At 50.0% G+C, this 23884-nt stretch carries 21 protein-coding genes; 6 read left to right on the top strand and 15 right to left on the bottom strand.

Annotation, left to right across the window (positions count from 1 at the left end; translation table 11 throughout):
• Positions 1-27: 27 nt before the first annotated feature.
• The 5 genes from PAECUDRAFT_RS02155 to PAECUDRAFT_RS02135 all read right to left on the bottom strand — a co-directional run bounded on the left by PAECUDRAFT_RS02155 (position 28) and on the right by PAECUDRAFT_RS02135 (position 4886).
• Positions 28-315 carry a YlaN family protein gene (locus PAECUDRAFT_RS02155; protein ID WP_006036451.1) on the bottom strand — a complete coding sequence of 96 codons (288 nt, stop codon included), beginning with the start codon at positions 313-315 and terminating at the stop codon, positions 28-30.
• Positions 316-439: 124 nt separating this feature from the next.
• Positions 440-682: an HPr family phosphocarrier protein gene (locus tag PAECUDRAFT_RS02150; RefSeq protein ID WP_006036450.1), complete on the bottom strand. Its 243-nt coding sequence runs from the start codon at positions 680-682 to the stop codon at positions 440-442.
• Positions 683-782: 100 nt separating this feature from the next.
• The gene (locus PAECUDRAFT_RS02145; protein WP_006036449.1) at positions 783-1898 is read right to left on the bottom strand and encodes an aminopeptidase; all 1116 of its coding nucleotides are present in this window, start codon (positions 1896-1898) and stop codon (positions 783-785) included.
• Between the two features lie 88 nt (positions 1899-1986).
• Entirely contained in the window at positions 1987-2865 is an 879-nt protein-coding gene (locus PAECUDRAFT_RS02140) for a hypothetical protein (protein WP_006036448.1), read from the bottom strand.
• A 101-nt stretch (positions 2866-2966) separates the two neighbouring features.
• Positions 2967-4886: a sensor domain-containing diguanylate cyclase gene (locus PAECUDRAFT_RS02135; protein ID WP_006036447.1), complete on the bottom strand. Its 1920-nt coding sequence runs from the start codon at positions 4884-4886 to the stop codon at positions 2967-2969.
• A 402-nt stretch (positions 4887-5288) separates the two neighbouring features.
• Between PAECUDRAFT_RS02135 and rpsD the strand changes: the two genes are divergently transcribed.
• On the top strand, positions 5289-5891 hold the full coding sequence (gene rpsD, locus PAECUDRAFT_RS02130; RefSeq protein ID WP_006036446.1) for a 30S ribosomal protein S4: 603 nt from the start codon (positions 5289-5291) through the stop codon (positions 5889-5891).
• A gap of 104 nt (positions 5892-5995) precedes the next feature.
• Here rpsD and yidC read toward each other — a convergent pair whose 3' ends face one another.
• Positions 5996-6838: a membrane protein insertase YidC gene (gene yidC / locus PAECUDRAFT_RS02125; protein WP_006036445.1), complete on the bottom strand. Its 843-nt coding sequence runs from the start codon at positions 6836-6838 to the stop codon at positions 5996-5998.
• Between the two features lie 380 nt (positions 6839-7218).
• A complete protein-coding gene (locus tag PAECUDRAFT_RS02120) occupies positions 7219-7428 on the bottom strand; it encodes a YwbE family protein (protein ID WP_006036444.1) in 210 nt (69 codons plus the stop codon).
• Between the two features lie 145 nt (positions 7429-7573).
• On the opposite strand from PAECUDRAFT_RS02120, the gene PAECUDRAFT_RS02115 reads away from it, so the two are divergent.
• Entirely contained in the window at positions 7574-8935 is a 1362-nt protein-coding gene (locus PAECUDRAFT_RS02115) for a TrkH family potassium uptake protein (protein ID WP_006036443.1), read from the top strand.
• A gap of 166 nt (positions 8936-9101) precedes the next feature.
• Positions 9102-12287, top strand: coding sequence for a transglycosylase domain-containing protein (locus PAECUDRAFT_RS02110; protein ID WP_006036442.1), 3186 nt, complete (start codon positions 9102-9104; stop codon positions 12285-12287).
• A 136-nt stretch (positions 12288-12423) separates the two neighbouring features.
• Here PAECUDRAFT_RS02110 and acsA read toward each other — a convergent pair whose 3' ends face one another.
• Positions 12424-14148 carry an acetate--CoA ligase gene (gene acsA / locus PAECUDRAFT_RS02105; protein ID WP_006036441.1) on the bottom strand — a complete coding sequence of 575 codons (1725 nt, stop codon included), beginning with the start codon at positions 14146-14148 and terminating at the stop codon, positions 12424-12426.
• A gap of 195 nt (positions 14149-14343) precedes the next feature.
• On the opposite strand from acsA, the gene PAECUDRAFT_RS02100 reads away from it, so the two are divergent.
• On the top strand, positions 14344-14976 hold the full coding sequence (locus PAECUDRAFT_RS02100) for a GNAT family N-acetyltransferase (protein ID WP_006036440.1): 633 nt from the start codon (positions 14344-14346) through the stop codon (positions 14974-14976).
• A gap of 65 nt (positions 14977-15041) precedes the next feature.
• Positions 15042-16223 carry an acetoin utilization protein AcuC gene (locus PAECUDRAFT_RS02095; RefSeq protein WP_006036439.1) on the top strand — a complete coding sequence of 394 codons (1182 nt, stop codon included), beginning with the start codon at positions 15042-15044 and terminating at the stop codon, positions 16221-16223.
• Between the two features lie 82 nt (positions 16224-16305).
• On the opposite strand, the gene PAECUDRAFT_RS02090 is transcribed toward PAECUDRAFT_RS02095, so the two are convergent.
• The 5 genes from PAECUDRAFT_RS02090 to PAECUDRAFT_RS02070 form a co-directional block, all read right to left on the bottom strand.
• Complete coding sequence (locus tag PAECUDRAFT_RS02090) at positions 16306-17004, bottom strand: 5'-methylthioadenosine/adenosylhomocysteine nucleosidase (protein WP_006036438.1); 699 nt, start codon at positions 17002-17004, stop codon at positions 16306-16308.
• Positions 17004-18011 carry a catabolite control protein A gene (ccpA, locus tag PAECUDRAFT_RS02085; protein ID WP_006036437.1) on the bottom strand — a complete coding sequence of 336 codons (1008 nt, stop codon included), beginning with the start codon at positions 18009-18011 and terminating at the stop codon, positions 17004-17006. Before ccpA ends, PAECUDRAFT_RS02090 begins: the two co-directional genes overlap by 1 nt.
• A gap of 69 nt (positions 18012-18080) precedes the next feature.
• The gene (gene ytxJ, locus PAECUDRAFT_RS02080) at positions 18081-18437 is read right to left on the bottom strand and encodes a bacillithiol system redox-active protein YtxJ (protein ID WP_006036436.1); all 357 of its coding nucleotides are present in this window, start codon (positions 18435-18437) and stop codon (positions 18081-18083) included.
• Between the two features lie 44 nt (positions 18438-18481).
• On the bottom strand, positions 18482-18880 hold the full coding sequence (locus PAECUDRAFT_RS02075) for a hypothetical protein (RefSeq protein ID WP_324603654.1): 399 nt from the start codon (positions 18878-18880) through the stop codon (positions 18482-18484).
• 154 nt (positions 18881-19034) lie between these two features.
• Positions 19035-19487 (bottom strand): VanZ family protein, encoded by a 453-nt coding sequence (locus PAECUDRAFT_RS02070; protein ID WP_006036434.1) that lies wholly within the window; start codon positions 19485-19487, stop codon positions 19035-19037.
• A 62-nt stretch (positions 19488-19549) separates the two neighbouring features.
• On the opposite strand from PAECUDRAFT_RS02070, the gene PAECUDRAFT_RS02065 reads away from it, so the two are divergent.
• A complete protein-coding gene (locus PAECUDRAFT_RS02065) occupies positions 19550-20077 on the top strand; it encodes a type 1 glutamine amidotransferase domain-containing protein (RefSeq protein WP_006036433.1) in 528 nt (175 codons plus the stop codon).
• Positions 20078-20133: 56 nt separating this feature from the next.
• On the opposite strand, the gene ptsP is transcribed toward PAECUDRAFT_RS02065, so the two are convergent.
• Together ptsP and PAECUDRAFT_RS02055 are read right to left on the bottom strand one after the other, a co-directional pair.
• Complete coding sequence (ptsP, locus tag PAECUDRAFT_RS02060) at positions 20134-21864, bottom strand: phosphoenolpyruvate--protein phosphotransferase (protein ID WP_006036432.1); 1731 nt, start codon at positions 21862-21864, stop codon at positions 20134-20136.
• Positions 21861-23747: a glucose PTS transporter subunit IIA gene (locus PAECUDRAFT_RS02055; protein WP_006036431.1), complete on the bottom strand. Its 1887-nt coding sequence runs from the start codon at positions 23745-23747 to the stop codon at positions 21861-21863. The genes ptsP and PAECUDRAFT_RS02055 overlap by 4 nt, the downstream gene beginning before the upstream one ends.
• Positions 23748-23884 lie beyond the last annotated feature (137 nt).

Raw genomic sequence — 23884 nt, 5'->3', positions numbered from 1 at the left:
TAAAAAAAAGCAGCCTCGCATGCGAGACTACTCCTTGTTATTCAATGCTTCATACAACTTAGCTAAGTTCCGTTCCAGCTTGCTCACGATGTCCCGACCAACTGATTCTTCAACCAGTCCTGCTCTCACCGCAAAATCAACTTCACGGGAGAAGCCATACATCTGCGTATCCAATACTTCCTCATAAAGAGGGCATTGACGCGTCGTCAAGTTTTCCATCTGAACTTCGATCAGCTTTTCGATTTTATTGGCATCTTCCTCGAGAAGATTGAATGCTTTCTGATGCAAATGCTCCATAACATCCGGTGAAGACATCGTTTTCCCCCCTGTGCGCATTCTTCGCCGTCTTCTATATTCTTTATATTAGACGAAAATGCAAATAAGTACAAGGAGCAAACAGAACAAAGCGCCCATTAAGGGCGCTTTCTCTTCCACAACATTATTCGCTAATCACCGTAATGTTCAAGTTATGTTTAGCAAATACATTCGCCATTGCCTTTTTCGCCTCTTCAGCATCCGGACCGTGAACGTGCAACTCATACGATTGACCGCCGAGCAACGTCGTAAACAAACCAAGAATGCTTTTCACGTCAATATATTTGTTTTCCGCTTGAAGAACGATCGAGGACCGAAATTGGCTAGCTGTTTGGGAAATTTCTACGATTGCTGCATTGTTGGACATGAAGATCCCTCCACCCTAGATAGTAACCATTTCCTTAATAACGTCTTCATCATACCGTGAAAAGAAGCGTCATTCAAGAGAAAAAATGTAATCTATCCCGTTATCTCAAATTTTCTGGATTTAATCCTGTAAGCGCATCAATTACGAACATTCCATCTTTACGAATCAACACATCGTCGAAGTAAACTTCTCCGCCTCCATAGTCAGGTCGCTGAATCAGCACAAGATCCCAATGGACCGCAGAACGATTGCCGTTATCGGCCTGCTCATAAGCTTGACCCGGAGTGAAATGCAGGCTGCCTGCAATTTTCTCATCAAACAAAATATCTTTCATCGGATGCAAAATATAGGGATTAAACCCTAGGCTGAATTCCCCGATGTAACGGGCACCCTCGTCTGAATCCAAAATTTCGTTCAGCCGCTTCGTGTCATTGGCTGTCGCATGCACGATTTTTCCATTTTCGAAAGTAAATGAAACTTGCTCGAACGTAACGCCTGAATAGATCGAAGGCGTATTGTAGGTAATCGTTCCTTGTACCGAATCGCGGACCGGCGCCGAGTACACCTCCCCATCAGGAATGTTGCGGTGACCCGAACAATTAACAGCCCCAATGCCTTTAATCGAGAAAGTCAACTCCGTTCCAGGCGCTACAATTCGAACACGATCCGTCTTCAGCATCAACTGGCGCAGGGGCTCCATCGCCTTCTCCATCTTGCTGTAGTCGAGATTGCACACATCGAAATAAAAATTCTCGAATGCTTCATTGCTCATATTGGCTAATTGAGCCATAGATGCATTCGGGTATCGCAGCACGACCCACCTAGTCTTCTTGACTCGCTGCTCGGAGTGAACCGGGTGACGATAGATCGACTCGTACAACTTCATGTGATCGCTTGGCACGTCAGACAGCTCATTCACATTATCGCCGGACCGGACGGCAATATAGCCCTGCATGCGTTTCATGCGCGCCAGATCAAGCTCCGCCCATATTTCCAGCTGCTCCTTGGATGCATTGCGAAGCAAGGCGCGCAGCACGCCCCGATCACTTGTTTCTACGAATGGGCGGCCTCCACGTTTGGCCACTTCTTCAACCAGCTGCTTCACCAGCTCGCGCTCACTGCCCGTATAGTCAATCAGAATATTTTCGCCAGGCTGCACATCAACCGAGTATTGGACCAAATTTTCCGCTAATTGCTTTAACCTGCTATCGTACATCGTTCGAGCCCCCTTGCTCACCATCTTTATTGCTCTCGTGTATCGTAGCATGGTTACCTCATCAGTTGCACATAGAACAGTCAATGAATCAGTAATCACCGAAGTTGACTTCATTCGTATAAAATTCTTCTCTTGCCTGTCCTTCCGACATAAACTGTAGCTTGGATTGCTCTGTAATGTGAAGCGGCAGCATGGAACGACGATCAGCCTTTAAAATAATGGTTGTCTCTGCCGTCAGCGATCGCAGCATCGCTTGCAGTTGTTTATCCGCCTCAGCATACGCCGCTTGCCATGTACTGCTCTTCATGTGGCTTGATGCCGCCAGTAGGGGCTGCTCGCCCTTCACCTTGCTCCACTCCGCTTGTATGCGATCGCTCCAGTCCTTCTTCGCCGCTGCCCCGTCGAGAACGATGCGTACCACGCGATATCCGCTATCGTTATCCGACTCATCGTACATAACGCGTTTAGCAGCATCTCTAATGCGCTCCAGCCGTTCAACAGGGTTAATGCCTGCCCAGCTTTCCTCGCTCCAGGAATGAAGCTTTCCGCTTGTCTGCGCGCCCGTCATCGATTTAGCGCCCAATCCCTTCATGTCGGGTACTTGCGTCCATTGGTCAGCACCCTTCCGAGGTATTGCCCGCCATTCGTCCGTCGTGGACAGCAGCCCGATTCCCTTGCTTCCTCCAGCCCCGTCTCCATCGCCGCTCAATTGGACCTTCATACGCGAATGCGCCGAAATCTCCCCTCGGTACTGTAAGGCATGTACGCGGACGCCGGCGGGCAATACCACGCCGCTTTGGCCTTGGAATGTATATTGATCTTTCCCTGCCAGACCTGAAACGGAAAGCGAAAAAAACTTCTCCGGTTCCATCGTCCCTGAAACATCGCCGCAGCCGGTCAGCCCGCCAATCGCCGCGCACCATACAAAAGATATGAACCAGCTCTTACACCATCGACCTTTGGTCATCCTTGCTCCTCCACCCTGTACGAGATGGCTGTTATCAAGGGTAATGTAACCACAAAAAAAGGACACTATGCGAGTGTTACTCGAGTGTCCCTTCCTTGCAGCTATCCGATATATATGCGGTTACGCCCGCTGTTTTTCGCTTGATACAGCGCCATGTCAGCACGGTAAAAGAGCGATTCAACGCTTACTTTCTCATCTTCAAATGTCCACTCTGACAACCCGCAGGATACCGTCACAGACGGATGCGTTTCCAACTCAACTTTCTTCCGGATCCGTTCCGCGATCCGATACGCCTGCTCCCTGCGAATTTCTGGCAAATAAATGGCCAATTCTTCGCCGCCCCATCGCGCTGCGATGTCCGTCTCGCGGATCGAGGCTTTGATCGTCTCGGATACCTGCATCAAAATTTGGTCGCCCACTTGATGCCCATACGTATCGTTGATGCTCTTGAACTTATCGATATCCACGACAATGAGCGAGCCGCAGCGATCCTTCCGTTGCTTGCGCTGAATCCGGTCGTTCAAGTAATGGCGCGCGCTCAGGCCAGTCAAATGGTCAGTAATGACCATTCGCCGCACTTCAGCATGCAGCGAAGCGTTCGACATCGCAAGCCCAATATGACTCGACAGCACCTGCAGCAGCTTGTAATTCTCATAAGAGAAGTAGTTTGGGCTGCGGTGACCGACCAAAATGACGCCAACAACCTCGGAGCCTGACAAAATCGGCGCAGCAATCAGCGATCGAGAGCCTGAGTCATCCATCCACCGAGAGGACACGTTATTAGACTGCCAGTAATCTGATATGATTACGGGCTCCTGCGAGCGATACACCACGCCCGTAAATCCATACTCGATGGAAAACTGCTCATTCTCAAAGGATGGGAGGTTGCTCGACATCACAACAAACTTGTTTAACGTTTTATCATAGCTTAACAAGCAGCAGCAATCCGCCTGATAAATCCGAAGCAATTCGCTTGTCGTATAGTTGAAGATATCCTTGAGCTTGAGCGATTGGCTTAATAGCTTCGTGAGCTCATTAATAAGCCGCAGCTCGCCGATAAGAACATTAGATTGCTCATAGAGCTTCGCATTCTCGAAAGCACTTCCGGCGGTATCCGCCAGAAGAACGAGCGCCGGCAAGTCCGCCGCATCCCATAGGTCCTCGTTAATTAACAATCGAAGCACGCCATAAACCGCTTGTTTGCCCGACATGGGCACTGCCAAATCGACTAACCCGCCTTCTCTGCCGCGCACGAAAGGCTTCGCCTCAAGAAACGACTTCGCTACAAAATCGCCGGATGGATGATTAAAGTGCAAGGGCTTCACCCTTGCATCCCCTTTCATATGATCCTGAGACAAATAAAGACGAATGCGCGAATCAGGATATAGCGCGACCAGGCTCTGCATCATTTCTGACAGCACTGATCCAACATCGATACCGTCATACAGCCGCTTTGCGGCAGCAAACAAAGAAGCGCGATGCTGGGCATCTCGTTCGGATATCCTTTGATGCTGGATGATGTCTGCAATAAACATGCGCTCGAACCGCCTGTAGAAACAGCCTCGCAAATGATACGTCGCCGCTTGTAATTGGGCGATTAGAACGTCATCCGCTTCCGGCGCAACAGCTGTAAGCACCGCGAACGGCTGCTGCTCATCTTTCCTGCGCATAAGCGGGATTGCAACCGCCTCGCATCCCGAGCCGTGTACAATCGAAGCCGCTTGTGCAGCAAATGCCTCTTGTGCGGCTTGCAACGCAACCTCGTCCATAGGAACGTTGCGTGCAAGTGCTCCCGCAGTATCCGCTACTGCAAGCTCAGGCGTGAACAAGCTCAGCGCTACGCTATTCATCAAAGGCAAGCCATTCGACTCTGCAAGCCATTGGCTGAAGCTTTCTCTCAGTAACGACATCAAATAAGGGACGTCATTGGCGTTGATGTCTTCACTCTCATACCACAGATCCGACGCTTGTTCAGATCTGCCGGCAGAAGTCTCAGCATCGTTCAATATATGTTGGCGCACAGGTAGCTCACCGCCCTTCCGTCAAAACAGAAAATGAATGAATTCATCTGTCTTCCTTCATGCAGTCTACCAATAAATATAATATAAAGTAGGTAATACTATAATACTGTATTCTCATGAATTATGCACTAGTTGCATAGGACTTTTGAATCAAATGTTTTGTTAAGGTTGTTCCCCGTGCTCCATATGGCTTTCCACTTGACAATGCAGTTCGTTTTCCTATAAAATTTATTAATGATTGTTGGGCGGGGCTTTTTGTGTCACCCTTAGGAATTTATCGCTGACAGGCCAGCGGCTGAACTAGTCTGTCAGGACTTATCGCGCTTTGGGATAAGCAGATATTTTCCGGCGAAACAGCGACCCCATTTTCAAAATTACATTTGAAGAAGGAGTTACACACATATGTCACGTTATACAGGCCCTAAATTTAAACTTAGCCGTCGTCTCGGTATTTCCCTGAGCGGTACGGGTAAAGAACTTGCAAAACGCCCATTCCCACCAGGCCAACACGGCGCTAACCTTCGCAAGAAAATTAGCGGTTATGGCGTTCAATTGCAAGAAAAACAAAAGCTTCGCCACATGTACGGCTTGAACGAGAAGCAATTCCGCAACCTGTTCGATCGCGCATCGAAACAAAAAGGTATCTCCGGCGAAAACTTCATGTTCTTGCTTGAGAGCCGTTTGGACAACCTCGTTTACCGTCTTGGCTTCGCGAACTCCCGTGCAGGCGCACGTCAGCTCGTATCCCATGGCCACGTAACGGTTAACGGCAAAAAAGTCGACATCGCTTCCTACACGGTTGCACTTGGCGACGTTATCGGCCTGCGCGAGCGCAGCCGCAGCATGAAATCGATCAAAGAAGCTCGCGAAAGCCGCAGCCATGTTCCAAACTACTTGGACCTGAACGAAGCTGCACTCGAAGGTAAATTCCTTCGTCTGCCAGAGCGCGCTGAGCTGTCCCAAGACATCGACGAAAAACAAATCGTCGAGTTCTACAGCCGTTAATAGCATCACTAAGAGAGCCATTGAGTGCATTCACTCAATGGCTTTCTTTATTTATTGCGTTGCTGATGCGAAAAGGGCGGAACCTCTCGATCCGCCCTTCCCTTTTATTCAGCGCTAATTGGACTTGCAGCCGACTGTTCCGTCAGCTTTCCCGTGCGTCTATGGTACAGCCTATAGGCCAGCCACGATTGTCCAATCATGAACACGCCTCCGACCGCCCAATACAACGGCAGCGCTGCTGGCGCCGTGAATGAAAAGAGCCCCATCATAATCGGCGATAAGTACATCAGCATGGCCATCTGCTTCTGTTGGCTGGCATCCGAACCCGATAATCGTTGCGAAACGAACGATTGAATCAAGTACACGCCCGCTGCAATAAACGGCATGATCGGATCCGCAGAGCCTAGCTTAAACCATAGGAAAGCATGGGTTTTCAGCTCAGGAGTCATGCGAATCGCGTAATACAACCCCGTCAGAATCGGCAGCTGAATAAGCAAAGGCAGACATCCAATTGCGAGAGGATTAACGCCGTGCTGCTGGTAAAGCTGCATCGTCTCTTGCTGCAGCTTCCGTTGAGATTCCGCATCTTTCTTCGACTTGTACTTTTCTTTGACCGCATTCAATTCTGGCGTCAATGTCTTCATCTTGGCTCTCATAGCCAGCTGACCGGTTTGCTGCCGGATCATCAATGGCATAAGGATAAGCCTAACGAGCAGTGTGATTACAATAATCGATAACCCATAGCTGCCGTCAAACCATGTAGCCACATGCTGGATGACCGCTGAGAACGGATAGACAATATAATGATTAAATGTGCCAGGCGTGCTGCTGTCTATCGTGCCTTTGGCACTACAACCGCTTACTAGCATTAACGCGACAATCAGTAATAAAAACCCATAGATGCGTAAAGCCGTGAACCTGCTGCTGACCGATTTCGTATTTCCCATTTGAACCCTCCTCGTCTAGTAGAACATGGTCCCGCTACCGAGGAGTTACAATCTGAAGCATCTTCATCAGGCGCTTCCTTCCGCTTCACTTTCCTGACAAGCCCATGCCTGATATCCGCCCATTCACGAACAGTACCCACCAACGGGGCTTCTACAAGCCACAGCGACGGCTCGCTCTCATAATAATGCATCGGCGAATTAGCCGTCCAAGAGAAGTAAACATAAGCGAACGAACACAACACGCTAATTGAGAACAAATACGGAATAAGATCGTTTAATTCAAACAACAGGTTCACCTCCCTTCATCGTTCACAGCTGATTATACTAGTGTAGTCCTTCCCGACTGGCAGTTGCAAGCTTTAGCAAACAGACAATGCTTGCTAACTCCCGTTAGAGTGGATCTGTTTCACGCGCCCCACCTGGCCGTCCTGCAGCCGAACCTTGATGCCATGCGGATGGTTAGGCGAATTGGTCAATATTTGTTGAACAACCCCCTGCGTTAACGCGCCGGTCCGTTGGTCCTTTTTCAATACGATATCTACCGTCGATCCGATTCGAATATTGCTTCTTACATTACCTGATTCATTCATCTCTATTCCTTCTCCTATCCTGCCTAGTAAACGTGTGCTTATCGTAGCATAATTTAATTTTGGATACCAATATTGATCCATCCAACTATACAGGGTATGCTAATTTCATCTTTATACATACTTACACCTGTTCGGAGATGAATACATGCTGAATTACTCGAATAAAAAGAGGGCATTTCGCTTAACGCCCCCTCAAACGCTCGCCATTGGCTTTATCGTTATTATTTTGATAGGTTCCGTCATCTTGGCCACGCCAAGCGCCAACACAAGCGGGGAAGCCCTCCCTTTTCTAGACGCCATGTTTATCGCCGCCTCAGCCGCGTGTGTGACCGGCTTGTCCGTCATTAATGTGGGCATGGATTTCACTACGCTCGGGCAAGTGTCGCTCATGGTATTGATTCAGGTAGGCGGGCTTGGCTTTACGACTATGGCTACACTTATTGCGATTGTACTTAGACGACGCATTTCCTTCCGGGAGCGGCTTATTCTGCAGGAAGCCATGAACCAAACGACGCTCGAAGGCATTATCCCTTTAATCAAAAAAGTAATGATCTACTCGCTTGTGATCGAAGCCGTTGGCGCGGTCCTGCTAGCTGCGCGATTCATGACGGAGATGCCAGTCGGACGAGCTATTTACTTCGGGGTGTTTCACAGCATCTCCATTTTTAATAATGCAGGGTTCGATTTATTCGGGATGTATCCCGATCGTTCCGCCAGCTTGATTGAATACGTCGAGGATCCGTTCGTTATGATCGTCTCGATCATTCTCATTATTCTTGGCGGGCTCGGCTTCATCGTGCTGTCCGACCTTATTACCTATCGCCAAAATAAGCGGCTGACGCTTCACTCCAAGGTCGTATTATCAGCCTCCGTTGCGCTTATTGTGTTCGGCACGATCATCATTTTTATTTTCGAATATACCAACCCAAACACGCTGCAGCCATTATCCTTCGGCCATAAGCTGCTTAATGCGATGCTGCAATCGGTCAGCTCCCGTTCCGCTGGCTTAAGCACAGTCGATATAGGCGAATTGCGTCAGGCATCCCAATTCGCCATTCTGCTGTTAATGTTCGTAGGCGCCGCGCCTGGCTCCACTGGAGGAGGCATCAAAGTGACGACGTTAGTCGTGCTTATCTTTGCTGTGATCGCCATGCTCAGAGGACGCGAAGACGTCGTGCTGTTCCGGAGACGTCTCGATCAGGAGCGCATTCATAAGGCGATTACGTTCACGCTCCTCTCGTTCTTCCTTATCGTCATCGCGACGATGGTGCTAACAACGACGGAGTCAGCCCCGTTCCTCCCCCTCTTGTTCGAGGTAACTTCCGCATTCGCGACGACTGGCATGTCGACGGGCATTACGGATCAGTTTAGCTCTTTTGGCAAAGCCTTTCTCATCGTGCTGATGTTCGTTGGTCGTCTGGGCCCTGTCACACTAGCGTTCGCGTTGGCCCGCAAGCCAGAGAAGGACAAATTCAGGCGGCCGGAGGGCCGCATCACAATTGGTTGATCCAGCCTATCAGCAAGCATTCCACGCTAATTGGAATGCTTGTTTTTTTATGAACGATGCGCTGGCTCGCAGTGGAGACACTGGGAATCCCCCCCAATCAAAGGGTGCCGATCGGGCTCGAATTATGCTATAATAGGTCTGTTAATCGGAGGAGGAATTGGCTTGTATGGCAGAAGAACCGAAGTCATCATCACCCGCGGTACATAGCAAATGGCGAACGTTCGGTCTCGTCGTTTGGATCACCTTTAAATGGATGTTCATTTTCGGACTTATGATCGGCTTATTCGCAGGAGGCATTGCAACTGGCTATGTCGCATCATTCGTAAAGGACGAGCCTGTTCGTCCTCGAGCGCTCATTGAAGAGAAGCTCGTTGACAATTCAGAAACCGGCTTCGTTTATTTTAACGATAACGTTACGCCGATCGGGCAATTGCGAACGGAAGAGGATCGACGCGTAGTCGAGCTCAAGGATGTTCCGAAGCAAGTCATAGATGCAGTGCTTGCCACGGAGGATAATAACTTCTATGAGCACTTTGGCATAGACTTGAAGGGTACCGCGAGGGCAGTTTTACAGAAGGTAATGAACAAAGAAACGCAGACTGGCGGCAGTACGCTGACGCAGCAGATCGCCAGACGCATGTTCCTCAGTCTAGACAAGTCAGACAGCCGTAAGGTAAAGGAAATCTTCCTATCCATTCGCATGGAGCGTTTCATCACCAAGGATGAGATCCTAACGGCTTACCTGAACAAGGTGCCTTTCGGCAATGGCTCAAGCGGCTACAATTTATATGGCATTAAAGCAGCAGCCAAAGGCATTTTTAATATTTCCGACTTAAATCAGCTGAACATTGCGCAGTCGGCCTATCTTGCCGGTTTGCCGCAGCGTCCATCCGCCTATACCGCCTATAATGGCAAGGGCGAATGGAACGAGAAAGGGCTCAAATACGCGATTGAACGCCAGCATAACGTGCTTAATTACATGCTGAACAAAGGCCGGATTACGAAGCAGCAATACGATGAAGCATTGCAATTCGACATTCGCTCTTCAATGGCGAAGCCAACGAAGAAAGCGTACGCGACCTTCCCTTATCTCATGCTGGAATCTGAGCGCGAAGCAGCCGAGATTTTGCTTTTGCAGCAGGATCCTGATTTGACGAAAGAGAAAATCGCAGAAAATCCAAGCCTGCTTGAGGAAGCACGCGAGCAGCTTCAGCGCGGCGGATATCGCGTGTATACGACGATTGATAAGAAAATCTACAACCTCATGCATAAGATTGGCGAGAATCCAGAAAACTTTGCGCCAGACAGCAAGGAAAAAGGAATCGAGCAAATCGCCGGCATTATGATTGATCATCGGACAGGCGCCATTCTTGGCATGCTAGAGGGCCGCGATTTCTACGAAGAGCAAATGAACTTCGCGACTCAAATGACGCGTCAGCCTGGTTCGACGATGAAGACGATCGCCGCTTACTTGCCAGCATTAGAGAACGGTTATATCCAGCCAGCTGGCGTATTGGACGATGCCCCTATCGTTCTGAAAGACGGACAGAAGGGCTATCATATTCCTAAAAACTCGAACAATCGTTATCTCGGCCTCGTTACGGCGCGAGAAGCATTGAACCGCTCGCTCAATTTGCCAGCGCTTAAGCTTTTCCTTGACGACGTCAAAATCGATAACGCATGGAAATTCGCTCGTTCATTAGGCATCACAACCTTGCAGCCTGAGGATGATCATGCCCAAACTGGCGTTATCGGCGGCCTAAGCAAAGGCGTAACGGTTGAAGAGCTGACCAATGCTTACGGCACGGTTCCGAACAAAGGCGTTTTCAATGACGCATACATGATTTCCAAGATTACAGATTCTACAGGCAAAGTCGTCTACGAGCATAAGGCTCAGCCAAAACGGGTTTATTCCGAGCAAACCGCATTCTTGATGACAGACATGCTCAGCACTGTTATCTCCGATGCGAATGGTACCGCTCACTCTGTAAAATCTAAATTTAAGCAATATGGCAAAATTCCAGTTGCCGGCAAGACCGGTTCTACACAGGATTATGGCGATGTCTGGTTTATGGGATTCACACCTGACATTACACTTGGCGTATGGGCTGGCTACGAGAAATCCATTCACACCTTGTCTAAAGACGGACGCTCGCGCGCTCGCTCGATCTGGACGCTCATCATGAACGAAGTGACTGCTGCCGAGCCCGAATTGTTCCCGACCAAGTCATGGTCCAAGCCTGACGGAATCGTTCGAGCTACCGTGTCCAGCGTCAGCGGGAAGCTTCCGACAGATCTGACCAGACAAGCCGGACTTCTGGTAACGGACTGGTTTAACAAAAAGTATTTGCCGAGAACATCTGATGACGCACTCGTTAAGATGGCATTCATCCCTTATAACGGTGTGAATTACGTCCCGAATATTGCTACGCCGTCCGATATGGTTCGCGAGCAGATCGTCGTCAAACGGAAAAATCCGCTCGATGTGTTGATGGAAGAAATTCAACATGCACAATCGGCATTGCCTTCCAGCAAACGCCGGCCAATGTCATTCTTCTTGCCAGAGGATGCGGAGAACAATGCACCATCCAAAACGGATCCAAGACAAGACGACGGCAGCGCGCCTAGCGCACCTGCTAATGTTAGGCTGGCATCAGTAAGTGCTTCTGCATCGAATGTGACATTCAATCCGAGCCCAGAAGCAGACGTTGTTGGCTATCGCCTATATCGCTCTGATCGGCCGGGGGCGCCATTCAAAAAAATTGGCGATTCAATCTTAGTCGGCGAAAAAACCGTCTTCTCGACGGCAACGCCAGCTGGCGCTGCCTTCACTTATTACGTAACAGCAGTAGACGTTGTCGGTCATGAATCAGCACCTAGCCGTTCTGTAGGCGGTTCTAGCGGGCCTAGTGATCCTGTAACGCCGCCGACAACGCCAGACTTAGGATCAGGCGTCCCAACGCCGGGCACGAAGCCAGGCGGTTCGACAGACAATACAGGAGGAACATCCGGCGGCACGTCCACCGGAAATTCCAACTCTGGCGGTACACCAACTGAACCGGAAACGCCGGAAGGCTCCATCCCATTACCTTCCGCGCCAACAGGATTAGCTGTAGAAGCGACTGATATGGGCGTCCGGATTACATGGAGCTCGAATGCGGTTTCTGATCAAGTAACGAAATACAATGTATATTATAGCGCCAATAACGATGGCAAGTATGTAAGACTCGGTTCAACGAGCGAGACACGATTCGAATATGTCTCAGTGATGACTGGGGGCGCTTACCAGGTTACAGCTATTAATGATCGCGGGGAATCATCGAGTTCCGCTTCGCTCATATATGGCGGTTAGCCAATAAGAGCATAAACGCGTGAAGGGCTATTCCGGTAAGGTCAAGATGACCGCCGGAATAGCCCTTCTTTTTTTCAATAAAATGAAAAAAGCTGCGTTTGGAGGTCCCCTGACTCCCAAACGCAGCTCGATTCGTTTAATCTTCTATGGTCGACAAATCGCCTGTTGGCAAATTGAGCTCCCATGCTTTCAATACGCGACGCATAATTTTACCGCTTCGCGTTTTTGGAAGCTTGTCTCGGAATTCAATCTCACGCGGAGATGCATGCGCAGACAATCCGATTTTGACAAACTTCGCGATGTCTTCCTTCAGCTCGTCTGAAGCCGTGAAGCCTTCACGAAGTGCAATGAATGCTTTAATGATTTCGCCACGCACTGGATCAGGCTTACCAATAACGCCTGCTTCTGCAACGGCGGGATGCTCAACCAGTTTGCTCTCAACCTCAAATGGACCAACACGCTCGCCCGACGTATTAATAACATCGTCGATACGGCCTTGGAACCAGAAGTATCCATCCTCATCCATATAAGCGGAGTCTCCGGAAATGTACCAGCCCGGAATTCGGAAATACTCCTCATACTTCGCATCATTATTCCAAATGCGGCGCATCATCGACGGCCAAGGAGCAGCTACAGCCAAGTTACCCATCCGATAAGGCGGAAGCTCATTGCCTTGATCATCAATGATCGCAGCGCGTACGCCCGGCAGCGGCTTGCCCATGGAACCTGGCTTGATATCCATGGATGGGTAGTTGCAGATTAACTGCCCGCCCGTCTCCGTCATCCACCATGTGTCATGGATGCGTTGGTTGTATACTTTAAGTCCCCACCGCACAACCTCAGGGTTAAGCGGCTCACCTACGCTTAGCACATGACGCAAGCTGGAAAGGTCAAAGTTTGATACGACATCCTCCCCAGCTCCCATCAGCATTCGGAATGCCGTTGGAGCGCTGTACCACACGGTAACGCCATAACGCTGAAGCGTGCTGTACCAATCCTGCGGGCTGAAGCGGCCGCCGCGCACCACATTGGTTGCACCATTAAGCCATGGCGCGAAAATGCCGTAGGACGTCCCAGTCACCCAGCCCGGATCAGCTGTGCACCAGTACACGTCATCCTCACGCAGATCGAGAACAACGCGGCCGGTATAATAATGCTGAATCATCGCATTTTGGGCATGGAATACGCCTTTCGGCTTTCCTGTCGATCCCGATGTATAATGTAAAATCAGCCCGTCCTCGCGGTCAAGCCACTCTACCTCTGCCTCTTCTGAAGCGCCTGCCATCTCTTGCTCGTAGTTCAGCGCACCTTCCTGTGAAGGGTCCGTACCGCCAACGAGAATAATATGTTTCAGATTAGGCAATTCGTCCCGCTTTATGCGCTGCACCAATGCCGGCGTCGTTACAATCGCACAAGCGCCGCTATCGAGCAACCGGTCCTTCACTGCCGTTTCCATAAATGCTTCGAACAGCGGACCAACGACAGCGCCTACTTTCAGCGCTCCAAGTAGGCTGACATAAAGCTCTGGCGTGCGGGGCATAAAAATAAACACGCGATCGCCTTTGGCAACGCCATGCTGGCGCAGAACATTGGCGAACCGATTCGATTGTTTGCTCAGCTGACCATATGTCCAGCTCTCATCGCGAGCAGCATCGCTATAATGGAGCGCAACTTTATCGCCTTTGCCTTCCAATACATGTCGATCGATTGCTTCATGCGCCATATTGACCTTGCCGGTCTTATGCCATGTGAAGTGACTTTCTACTTGCTCCCAATCAAACTGCGCACGGGCGGTATCATAATCTCCAAGGTTCGTGCGCTCTGCTGTTGCCGGTATACGTTCTTGATGTAAGTTGATCATGCTTATCATCCTCCCGTCGAATCGCGACCTTCATCTATTGGAAGGCGCAAGCAAGTATGCGTTTTCATTTCTACCTATGATATTATACCATAGAGCCTACAAACGACACTATCCTTTTCAAATGACTTTCGATTTGCTATAAGTGTAATTAGGCCATTGCCGCATTTGTTGACGGAAAAAGGGGGAATTCTGGCATTGGAGCATATAAAGCGATATCAACGCATCTCCGTAACCCAAGGCAACCGCGAACTCGTCATTGAAGGCCCTGTACCTCCCGAACGCTTGCAAGCATACCACATGCATGCAGGACTCCACGCTTTCCGCCGCCCTGCCGATCAATTAGCCGCGCTAATCGAAATCGCGGCGCTCCCGGAAGGCCGAATTATCGTCTGCCGAGATGGCGAAACCATTATTGGCTATGTCACCTTCCATTATCCCGACGAGCTCGAGCGCTGGTCGGATGCTGGCATGGTCGATCTCATCGAGCTAGGAGCTGTCGAGGTCGCAGCCGAATATCGATCGGGCGGCATCGGCAAACGGATGATTCAAACGGCGTTTGCAGACGGTCAGCTCGACCGAATGATCGTTTATACGACGGAATATTACTGGCATTGGGACTTAGAAGGAATGAAGCTGAGCGTGTGGGAATATCGCGGAATGATGGAACGGGTCATGCAGTCGATTGGCATGATCTGGTTCGCAACGGATGATCCCGAAATCTGTTCGCATCCAGCGAATTGCTTAATGGTTCGCGTAGGGCCAGACGTTCCGCTCGCTTCAGTTGAGCAGTTTGATCGGGTTCGATTCAGGCAACGATTCATGTATTAAGCAATCGGCGGCATCACCACATCTCACATCGTAACCGCCGTATTTTAGGAAGGGTGTTTGTCTATATGCCAACGGCTAACGCCGTATTTATCCATCATCCCGATTCAGAGCGCTATCGGTTTAATGAGCATCATCCCTTTGATCCTACACGCTTAATAACAACCACAGACCTGCTGATCCGAAGCGATGCTCTACAAGGCACTGACATCATCGTCCCGACACCAGCGGATGATGAGCTGATCTTATCCATTCATCGTCCAGACTATGTGCAAGCCGTTAAGGAATTAAGCGAAGCAACACCTAGCGAAGCGTCAGTTGCTGCAGCAGCTAAATATGGATTTACAACGGATGATACGCCTTATTTTGAAGGCATGCATCAGGCTTCTGCTGCCATCGTAGGCGGCTCCGTCCATGCAGCTGAAACCGTTATGAGCGGCCTCGCGACAAGAGCCTTTCACATGGCAGGCGGGCTTCATCATGCTTTTCCCGACCGCGGAACTGGCTTCTGCATTTATAATGATGCCGCAATCGCAATCGAGCATATACGCAGCAAATACGGCTCGCGCATCCTATATATCGATACCGATGTCCATCATGGCGACGGGGTCCAATGGACCTTCTACAGCAATGAGCATGTATTTACTTATTCCATTCACGAGACCGGCAAATTTCTGTTCCCTGGAACAGGCTTCGTGCATGAACGCGGAGTTGACGCAGGTATAGGCGCTTGTATGAATGTTCCGCTTGAGCCTTACACCGAGGATGAATCGTGGCTAGAGTGCTTCCAGGCGACCGTAGAGGAAGCTGCTCGGATGTTCCAGCCGGATCTAATCGTCAGCCAGCATGGCTGCGACGCGCATGCATACGACCCGTTGTCTCACATGCATTGCAGCATGCGCATTTATCATGAAATGCCTGCCATCATTAAAAGTCTCGCGGACCGCTACACCGGCGGCAAATGGGTCGCGCTAGGCGGAGGCGGCTATGACATTTGGAAAGTTGTCCCTCGCGCTTGGTCGCTGGTTTGGATGACGATGATTGGTCACCCGTTGACGCATCATGAATCAGGCCCATCATCCCCTATTGCAGAAGATTGGAAGGAAGCTTGGGCAGAACGCGCCGGCGGGATCGATCAGTTGCCTGCTCATTGGCACGACGATATGGTCAAGTGGGAGCCTATGCCTCGCCGCAGCCAGATCGAGGAATCCAATCGGCTGACGCAGGCTCGTGTTTTGCAGCGTATTTAGACGCTAGAAATACATGATGCGGCGGTACGACAAAGAAGGACAGATGGCGATTCGCATCGCATCTGTCCTTCTGCTATTTAAGCTACATTTGGCTAATCATTTCATTGATGATTCCGAAAGAGTTGTTGGCAGCAACGATCGTAAACTCTGCAAAATTAACATGAGCTGAACCGTCCGCCTTGTCTGACATCGAACGAATAACAACAAATGGCGTTTCATTCATCGCACAAACCTGTGCAACTGCTGCGCCTTCCATCTCCGTACACGTTCCAGCCAGCTTCTCAAACAGCTCTTGAACAGCCTCACGGCTCGCAATGAACTGATCGCCCGATAACACCTTGCCTGTCCGGTGATGGCCGGAGAACAGCTTCTCAGCAGCGGAGGACGCCAAGCCTACGAGGCGCTCGTCAGCGTGGAATTCCCATACCTCTTGGAACGGGATTTGGCCCCGAGCGAATCCAAGCGGCGTGCAATCCATATCATGCTGGAGGCATGTTGTCGACACGACGATATCACCGATATTCAGTGCCGGATCAACAGCGCCTGCCACGCCAGTAAACAGAATGGAATCTACCTTCTGGTCGATGAGCAATTGCGTGCATACCGCCGCATTTACTTTGCCAACGCCCGATTTGCAGTAGATAACCGTTTTTCCATGGAGCGTACCTTCGTAATAAGTGATGCCTGCTCGTACCTGCTCAGACTTCACTTCAACATGGCGGTGCAAGAGCTCAATCTCTTCCACCATTGCCCCGATAATACCGATTCGTTCAAAAGCCATTAAGCAAGTCCTCCTACCGAATTACGAGTAATGACTTCATGCGGCAGAATAACTTTTGCTTGGTCAACCGCTTCCTTCTTCATCAGCTTCGTCAGCAAACGCATGGATACCGCACCGATATCATACATCGGCTGCGCGACGGTCGTCAGCTGAGGACGGACCATCGATGCCATCCGGCTGTTATCGACACTGATGACAGATACGTGATCCGGTACCTTTAGGCCTGCATCCTGAATGCTGTGAATCGCGCCGATCGCCATTTCATCCGTGGCTGCGAAGATCGCAGTAGGCCGCTCAGAGAGCTCTAAGAAATATTTAGCCGCTTCAACGCCGGATTCATAACGATAGTTACCAATGCGGACAAGATCTTCGTCATACGCGATGCCTTCCGCTTCAAGCGCACGCTTGTACCCATGGAAACGGGCATAGCCATTCGATGGATCCTGCAGCGTGCCGCTGATCATCGCAATTTTGCGATGTCCATTGGCGATAAGCGTCTTCACCGCATCAAAGGCAGCTTCCTCATGATTAATATCTACCGCTGGGATCTGGCCATTCTCATCGGAGGTTGCGCAAAGCACAACAGGCACGTTAGCCGTTTTGAACGCTTGCAAATGCTCCTCGGTAACAGCGCCGCCCATGAAGAGCAAGCCATCAACCTGCTTCTCGAGTAGCGTGTTAATGACACGGATTTCCTTTTCTTTCCGTTTATCTGCGTTACACAAAATAATATTATAATGATACATATTGGCAATATCTTCAATTCCGCGCGCAACTTCAGCAAAAATAGCGTTTGAAATATCAGGAATTACGACGCCAACCGTCGTCGTTTTTTTACTGGCCAATCCGCGTGCAACCGCGTTCGGACGATAGCCGAGGCGTTCAATCGCTTCGTATACCTTCTTGCGTGTCTGAGGCTTAACGTTCGGGTTGTTGTTGACAACCCGAGATACCGTTGCCATGGACACGCCTGCTTCCCTTGCTACATCATAAATGGTTACCGTCACGTTCCTTCTCTCCATTGCTCCGAATTTTTATCGCACCGCTTCATGTTAACGTAATGATACGACAAAAATTTACTTTCCGCAATGTTCGCGAAGATGTTCCTCCAGCGAAGCATATGTAATATGCCAGTGAGAAGTATTCCACACGACTTCACCATTCACGATGAGAAGCGCTTGAGGGGATGCATGAGTCACGCCTGTTTTTTCTGCGATTGCATTGGACACTGGCCGATCCTCAACGACGTTCACAAGCGTTTGGCGAATGCCTGCATCTTGGTTTTCTTCCAGCCATTTGGTCCATGCTTCAATTGCTTCTGCGCTTACCGAGCAGCGCGTGCTGTGCTTGAAAACGAATAACGGCTTCTCAGCGGAAGATGCTTCCGCACCCTCCCATTGCTCAACTGTAGTTAACGTTTCGTACAAAGTCATTATCGTTTCCTCCCCATTCTAATTAGTCATTCATCAAACGAATGTTATAACGTGGGCACACGTCTATGTAAGGAGGCAGAATGGCTAATTTGAGCCAATCGCTTAGCGAGATCTTCCTTCCAGTCGGCATCCCCAAGCTTCTCGGCAAGCGAGTACAAATCGAGCAGCATATCGATGCGCTCTGCGACAAGCTTGTCGACGGCCGAGGTATCCGGTTCTTTTCGTTTCCCGTTGCATGCCTCCACTAATAAATTTGCCCACTCATTCCATTCGTTAAACCGGAATATTTGTTTATCCGGATGCGCGCCAAGTTTGCCGATCAGGCCGGTCAAATCCGGCTTTACGACAGGAAACACTTCGCTGCGGCTGCACACTTTGCATGAATAGACAGGTACATTATCAATCTCTACTTTACCAGAATAAATGACTGTGCGCAGTTTCATTTTCATCATTTCTCCGCACATACACAGCTTTTGCACACTAAAGTCACTCCTTCGCCTGAAGGGCAGTCCGTTAAGCCGTCTAAACGGCGGTTTATCGGATACTGTTTCGACTTCGTTCGCCTGAATTCCTTCTCAAATCGCTTTGTAATTTTTGCTATCGCAGCAGGCTGTTCCACACGCTTCGAATCGCTGGAATGCTTAACAATAAAGCTGCTGCCGCAGCGCCGACCGCATCATGAAGCAAATCATGCAAATCAAAGGTTCTGCCTTTCACAAACAGCTGATGAACCTCGTCTGTAAGCCCATATAACGTGCATGCCAGAACGATCAAGCAGCATGCAGCCAATCGCGAGTATTTAGACCCGAACATCCAATCAAACGTGACGCCTAAACCAAAATAAGCAATATAATGTCCCCAATCAAAGCCTTCCATCGCAGGAAACAGCTGTTGAAACCAAGGTAAAAATACAGTGTCCAGCTCACTTCCCGGCTGTGCCGACAGAATGAAGATAACGATCATGCATGTAATAGCGGGCAAGACGCGAATCCATCGGCTGCTTCTCCATTGGTTTGCGCGAGGATCGGCTTTATATACGGTTTGCTTCATTACGTCACCTTCGATACAATAAGGTAAGAAAAACTGATTTTTCGCATTGGAAAGGAGCACTTATGAGTCTGAATAACCAAACGATTATTTGCTTGCTTGATGACGAATTCGAAGACTTGGAGCTTTGGTACCCGGTTTATCGCGTTCGCGAGGAAGGCGCGACTGTTCTTTATGCAGGACCTGAGAAAGGCAAGAAGCATATCGGCAAATACGGCGTTCCCGCTGTAGCTGACTTGTCTTATGACGAGCTGGACAGTGCAAAAATCGATGGCCTTCTCGTGCCAGGCGGCTGGGCGCCCGACAAAATTCGCCGCTATCCGAAAGTATTGGATATCGTTCGCGAGATGAACGACCAGAATAAGCCGATCGGCCAAATCTGCCATGCGGGCTGGGTGCTCGTATCTGCTAAGATTTTGAACGGCCGTAAAGTAACCTCTACGCCAGGCATTCGGGATGACATGGAAAATGCAGGTGCCGAGTGGTTTGACGAGGCTGTCGTTGTGGATGGAAACTTGATTTCCGCTCGCAGACCGCCCGACTTGCCCGAATACGGACAAGCATTCGTAGAAGCGTTGCGCGCGAGAGCTTAGCCTTCTGTACCGTAATAAAAGATAGCCGGCTGTCCGTTAAACGGGCAGCCGGTTTTTTAATGAACCGCTTTGACGAACGACTTGAGCTTGTCGTGAATGTCGGCACTCGTTCTGCAGCGCAGCAATTCAGCGAACAATTCACGGCTTTCTGACTGATTCGTGCGAAGCAGCCGCTCTTTGACTTCCAAAATGGAATGCCCCGACATGCTAAGCTCATCGACATCCAGCGCAAGCCATATCGGCAGCGCATCGAGATCGCTTGCCATTTCGCCGCAAACGCTGACTTTAATGCCGTTTTTCTTCGCGGCTTCTACCGTCATCTTCAGCATTCGCAGAATGGCTGGATGGAACGGCTCATACAAATACGAAATTTGTTCATTCATCCGATCGACTGCCAACGTAAATTGGACAAGATCATTCGTTCCGATGCTGAAGAAATCAACTTCCTCCGCGAGCAGCTCAGCGATTTGAACCGCCGCTGGCAGTTCAATCATGATGCCGGTTTCCAGCTGCGAATCGAATGGAATCCCTTCCAATAACAGCTCTTGCTTCGCTTCCTCAAGGAGGCGATTCGCCCCCTGCACTTCTTCGACAGAGCTAATAAGCGGATACATGATTTTGACCTGGCCATAATGGCTTGCGCGCAAAATAGCCCGAAGCTGCGTCTTGAACAAGTCTGTGCGATCCAAGCTAATGCGAATCGCCCGATACCCGAGAAACGGATTATCTTCCTCCGGCAATTCGAAATAGTCCAACTGTTTGTCGCCGCCAATATCCAACGTTCTAATAATAAGCGGCTTGCCGCCAAGGCGATCAGCCACACTTCGATAGACATCAAACTGTTCGTCTTCGCGCGGAAACCGCTGCCGATCCATGTACAAAAATTCGGTTCGGAACAGCCCGACGCCATAAGCGCCGCTGCTTAATGCGACTTCGAGCTCCTTCAGCGAGCTGATGTTCGCCCCCAGCCCTAATTCCTTGCCATCCGGCGTAACCGGCAATACATCGGCAAAGCCGCGAAGCCGTTGGCGCGCTTCCCGCTGCACACGCTGCAGCTCTGCATATTGCTTGATCTCCTCGATGGTCGGCTCGATCAGCACGATGCCTTCATTGCCGTCAATAACGAGCATTTCGCCCGTTTGAATCGGATCTTCCGGCGCCTCTTCAACGACCAGACTAACGACGAGAGGGATGCCCAGAGCGCGCGCCATAATGGCGGAATGCGAGGTCGTGCTGCCCGACAACGTAACGATGCCCAGTACATGCTGCGGGTTCAAATGCGCCAGCTGCGATGGAGACAGCTCTTTGGCCACGAGAATAAAGGGCTGCGTATCAGAAGGCAACGTGATCTCTGGGGCGCCCAGCAGATGTTTAAGCAAGCGATTGCCGACATCCTTAATATCCAGTGCCCGTTCCTTCATGTACTCGTCATCCAACAGATCGAACATCGTCACAAAATGGTCGATCGCTTCCTTCACGGCAACTTCAGCCGCTTTATACTGGCGTTGAATCATCCCTTGAATTTCATTCATGAAGGCAGGATCATCAAGGATTGCGAGATGAGCATCGAATATTGTGCTTTCCTCCGTGCCCACGACCTCCCGCAGCTCATCCTTCATCTGCTCGATCTCAACCTTAGAGGTGCGAATGCCCTCATATAAACGTTCGAACTCGCGCGCGAGATCTGCGACGTCGATTTTTTGATCCGTTAGCTCCCATTCCCAATTGGGTAGAACAAATGATTTGCCGATTGCAATTCCCGGTGATGCGCCGATCCCGTTTATCATCGCTTCTCCCCCCCAGCGTCTCTCTCTAGTAGTACGACCGACATGACCGATGCCTGGCCTTTCTTCACCGCTTTGAACGGAGCGAAGCGCCAGGTTTTGACCAGTTCGGAGTTCGTTATGATCATCGGTGTCGCTAACGATTTGCTCGCCTTGCGGATCCGATTCAAATCAAACCGAATAAGCAACTGACCTGGCAAAACCGTCTCCCCTTCGCTGACAACCGATTGAAAATAGCCATGATCCGTAAGCTTCGACGTATCGATGCCGATATGCAGCAGAACATCGATTCCTTCCTCGGTTCGAATGCCGATAGCATGCATCGTCGGATAAATGAGAATAACGGTCCCCTTAACCGGAGAAACCAGTTCGCCTTTATCCGGCATGAACGCAACGCCTTGACCGACGAGCTTGCCTGCAAAAATCGGGTCAGGCACTTCCTCCAGCGGCATCATCCGGCCTTGGACTGGCGAACAGAACAGCAGCTGTGTCTGGTCATTGCGAATGACTTTGTTCATCTCTTCGCGTATGAGTTCAGAGAAGGTGCCGAATACGACCTGTACATGACCGCCGCCAAGCCGGATTACCCCGGCAGCACCGAGATTTCGGAGCGAATTGATGTCAAGCAGCTTCTCGTTGGCAACCTTCAAGCGAAGGCGCGTAATGCATGCCTCCATCTGTACGATGTTTTCTTTGCCGCCGATCGCTTCCAGAATCAATGGCGCGCGATATGGAATATCGCCTGCCCACTCATCGAGCTGAGAGCCCTCTTCGCGTCCCGGCGTCGGAATGCGGAACCTTCGAATGGCCCATCGGAATAGTACGTAATAAATAATTCCGAATACGAGGCCAATCGGGATAATAAGCAGTCCTCGCGTGGCAAGATGCTCGTTCAAAATATAATCGATCGCACCGGCCGAGAACGAAAAGCCGTGCCGAATGCCTAGCTCGTATGTAACCCACATCATAACGCCTGACAATAAAGCGTGAATGACGAACAAATAAGGCGCGACGAATAGGAACGCAAACTCTACCGGCTCCGTTACGCCTGTAAGGAATGACGCAAGCGCAGCGGACAAAAAGGTTTTGCGAATTTTGGGCTTCAAATCCTCGCGCGCTTCTTGAATAATAGCAAACGCAATTGCAGGAAGCGCAAACATCATCGTCGGATAGAGCCCCGCCATATAAGCGCCCGCCGTCGGATCTCCAGCAAAAAAACGCGGAAGATCGCCATAAGCGACAGTCCCATCAGGCTCTGTGTACCCGCCCACTTGAAACCAGAAAACATGATTCAATAAATGATGCAAACCGAACACAACCAGTATTCGATGAATAAACCCATATAAAAACACGCCAAACCCGCCAGCCGAGCTAACGATTTCTCCAAGGCGAAACAATCCATCTTGGATATGCGGCGCTGCTCCTACCATCATAGCGGAGAAGATAACGGCGAATACACTGACAAATAACGGAACAAAACGAGGTCCGCCGAAAAATTGGATATACTCCGGCAATTTAATATTTTTGAATCGCTCATAGCTTAAACCTGACACAAGCCCCATGATGGCACCAATAAATACGGTAGGCTGAATATCGGGATTGCTGGTCTGCGTTATGCCTACATAGATAAACATCCCTGCTAGAGCAGCCATTCCGGCCGATCCAGCATTACCAGACATGCCGACAGCTACGCCAAGCGCAAATACATAGGGCAGAAAGGCAAAAATCGCATGGCCCGCCAAAGCTAAATAATGAGCCATATTGCCTAAACCGACGCTTTCCCATGGCAGAGTGCTCAAGCTAAGAAATATTGATGCTGCAGGCAATGCGATCATGGGCAGCATAACCGATCTACCTAGCTGTTGCATCCTACCGAGCACGTTCAATTGCTGTGTCCTCCCCTCGATATCTAGTACGATCGTAAGCGCTATTATGTATTTTGTCAAAAAATAACGTGTACGCAATAGGAGGGCTGCCTCTGGTCATTCGACCGGAAACAGCCCTGCTTCTTACAATAAAACAC

Origin of the sequence: Paenibacillus curdlanolyticus YK9 (genome assembly GCF_000179615.1) — a bacterium.
In the GTDB taxonomy this organism is placed as follows: domain Bacteria; phylum Bacillota; class Bacilli; order Paenibacillales; family Paenibacillaceae; genus Paenibacillus_T; species Paenibacillus_T curdlanolyticus.
The sequence above is the reverse complement of the archived record's forward strand: the minus strand, read 5'-3'. Positions and strand labels throughout refer to the sequence as shown.

Coding starts and splice junctions, on each gene's coding strand:
- PAECUDRAFT_RS02095 (WP_006036439.1), top strand. CDS start 15,042: ATGCCAACGGCTAACGCCGTATTTATCCATCATCCCGATTCAGAGCGC.
- PAECUDRAFT_RS02090 (WP_006036438.1), bottom strand. CDS start 17,004: ATGGCTTTTGAACGAATCGGTATTATCGGGGCAATGGTGGAAGAGATT.
- PAECUDRAFT_RS02070 (WP_006036434.1), bottom strand. CDS start 19,487: ATGAAGCAAACCGTATATAAAGCCGATCCTCGCGCAAACCAATGGAGA.
- yidC (WP_006036445.1), bottom strand. CDS start 6,838: ATGGGAAATACGAAATCGGTCAGCAGCAGGTTCACGGCTTTACGCATC.
- acsA (WP_006036441.1), bottom strand. CDS start 14,148: ATGATCAACTTACATCAAGAACGTATACCGGCAACAGCAGAGCGCACG.
- PAECUDRAFT_RS02075 (WP_324603654.1), bottom strand. CDS start 18,880: ATGAAACTGCGCACAGTCATTTATTCTGGTAAAGTAGAGATTGATAAT.
- PAECUDRAFT_RS02145 (WP_006036449.1), bottom strand. CDS start 1,898: ATGTACGATAGCAGGTTAAAGCAATTAGCGGAAAATTTGGTCCAATAC.
- PAECUDRAFT_RS02140 (WP_006036448.1), bottom strand. CDS start 2,865: ATGACCAAAGGTCGATGGTGTAAGAGCTGGTTCATATCTTTTGTATGG.
- PAECUDRAFT_RS02155 (WP_006036451.1), bottom strand. CDS start 315: ATGTCTTCACCGGATGTTATGGAGCATTTGCATCAGAAAGCATTCAAT.
- PAECUDRAFT_RS02115 (WP_006036443.1), top strand. CDS start 7,574: ATGCTGAATTACTCGAATAAAAAGAGGGCATTTCGCTTAACGCCCCCT.
- ytxJ (WP_006036436.1), bottom strand. CDS start 18,437: ATGACTTTGTACGAAACGTTAACTACAGTTGAGCAATGGGAGGGTGCG.
- ptsP (WP_006036432.1), bottom strand. CDS start 21,864: ATGATAAACGGGATCGGCGCATCACCGGGAATTGCAATCGGCAAATCA.
- PAECUDRAFT_RS02065 (WP_006036433.1), top strand. CDS start 19,550: ATGAGTCTGAATAACCAAACGATTATTTGCTTGCTTGATGACGAATTC.
- PAECUDRAFT_RS02120 (WP_006036444.1), bottom strand. CDS start 7,428: ATGAATGAATCAGGTAATGTAAGAAGCAATATTCGAATCGGATCGACG.
- rpsD (WP_006036446.1), top strand. CDS start 5,289: ATGTCACGTTATACAGGCCCTAAATTTAAACTTAGCCGTCGTCTCGGT.
- PAECUDRAFT_RS02150 (WP_006036450.1), bottom strand. CDS start 682: ATGTCCAACAATGCAGCAATCGTAGAAATTTCCCAAACAGCTAGCCAA.
- PAECUDRAFT_RS02110 (WP_006036442.1), top strand. CDS start 9,102: ATGGCAGAAGAACCGAAGTCATCATCACCCGCGGTACATAGCAAATGG.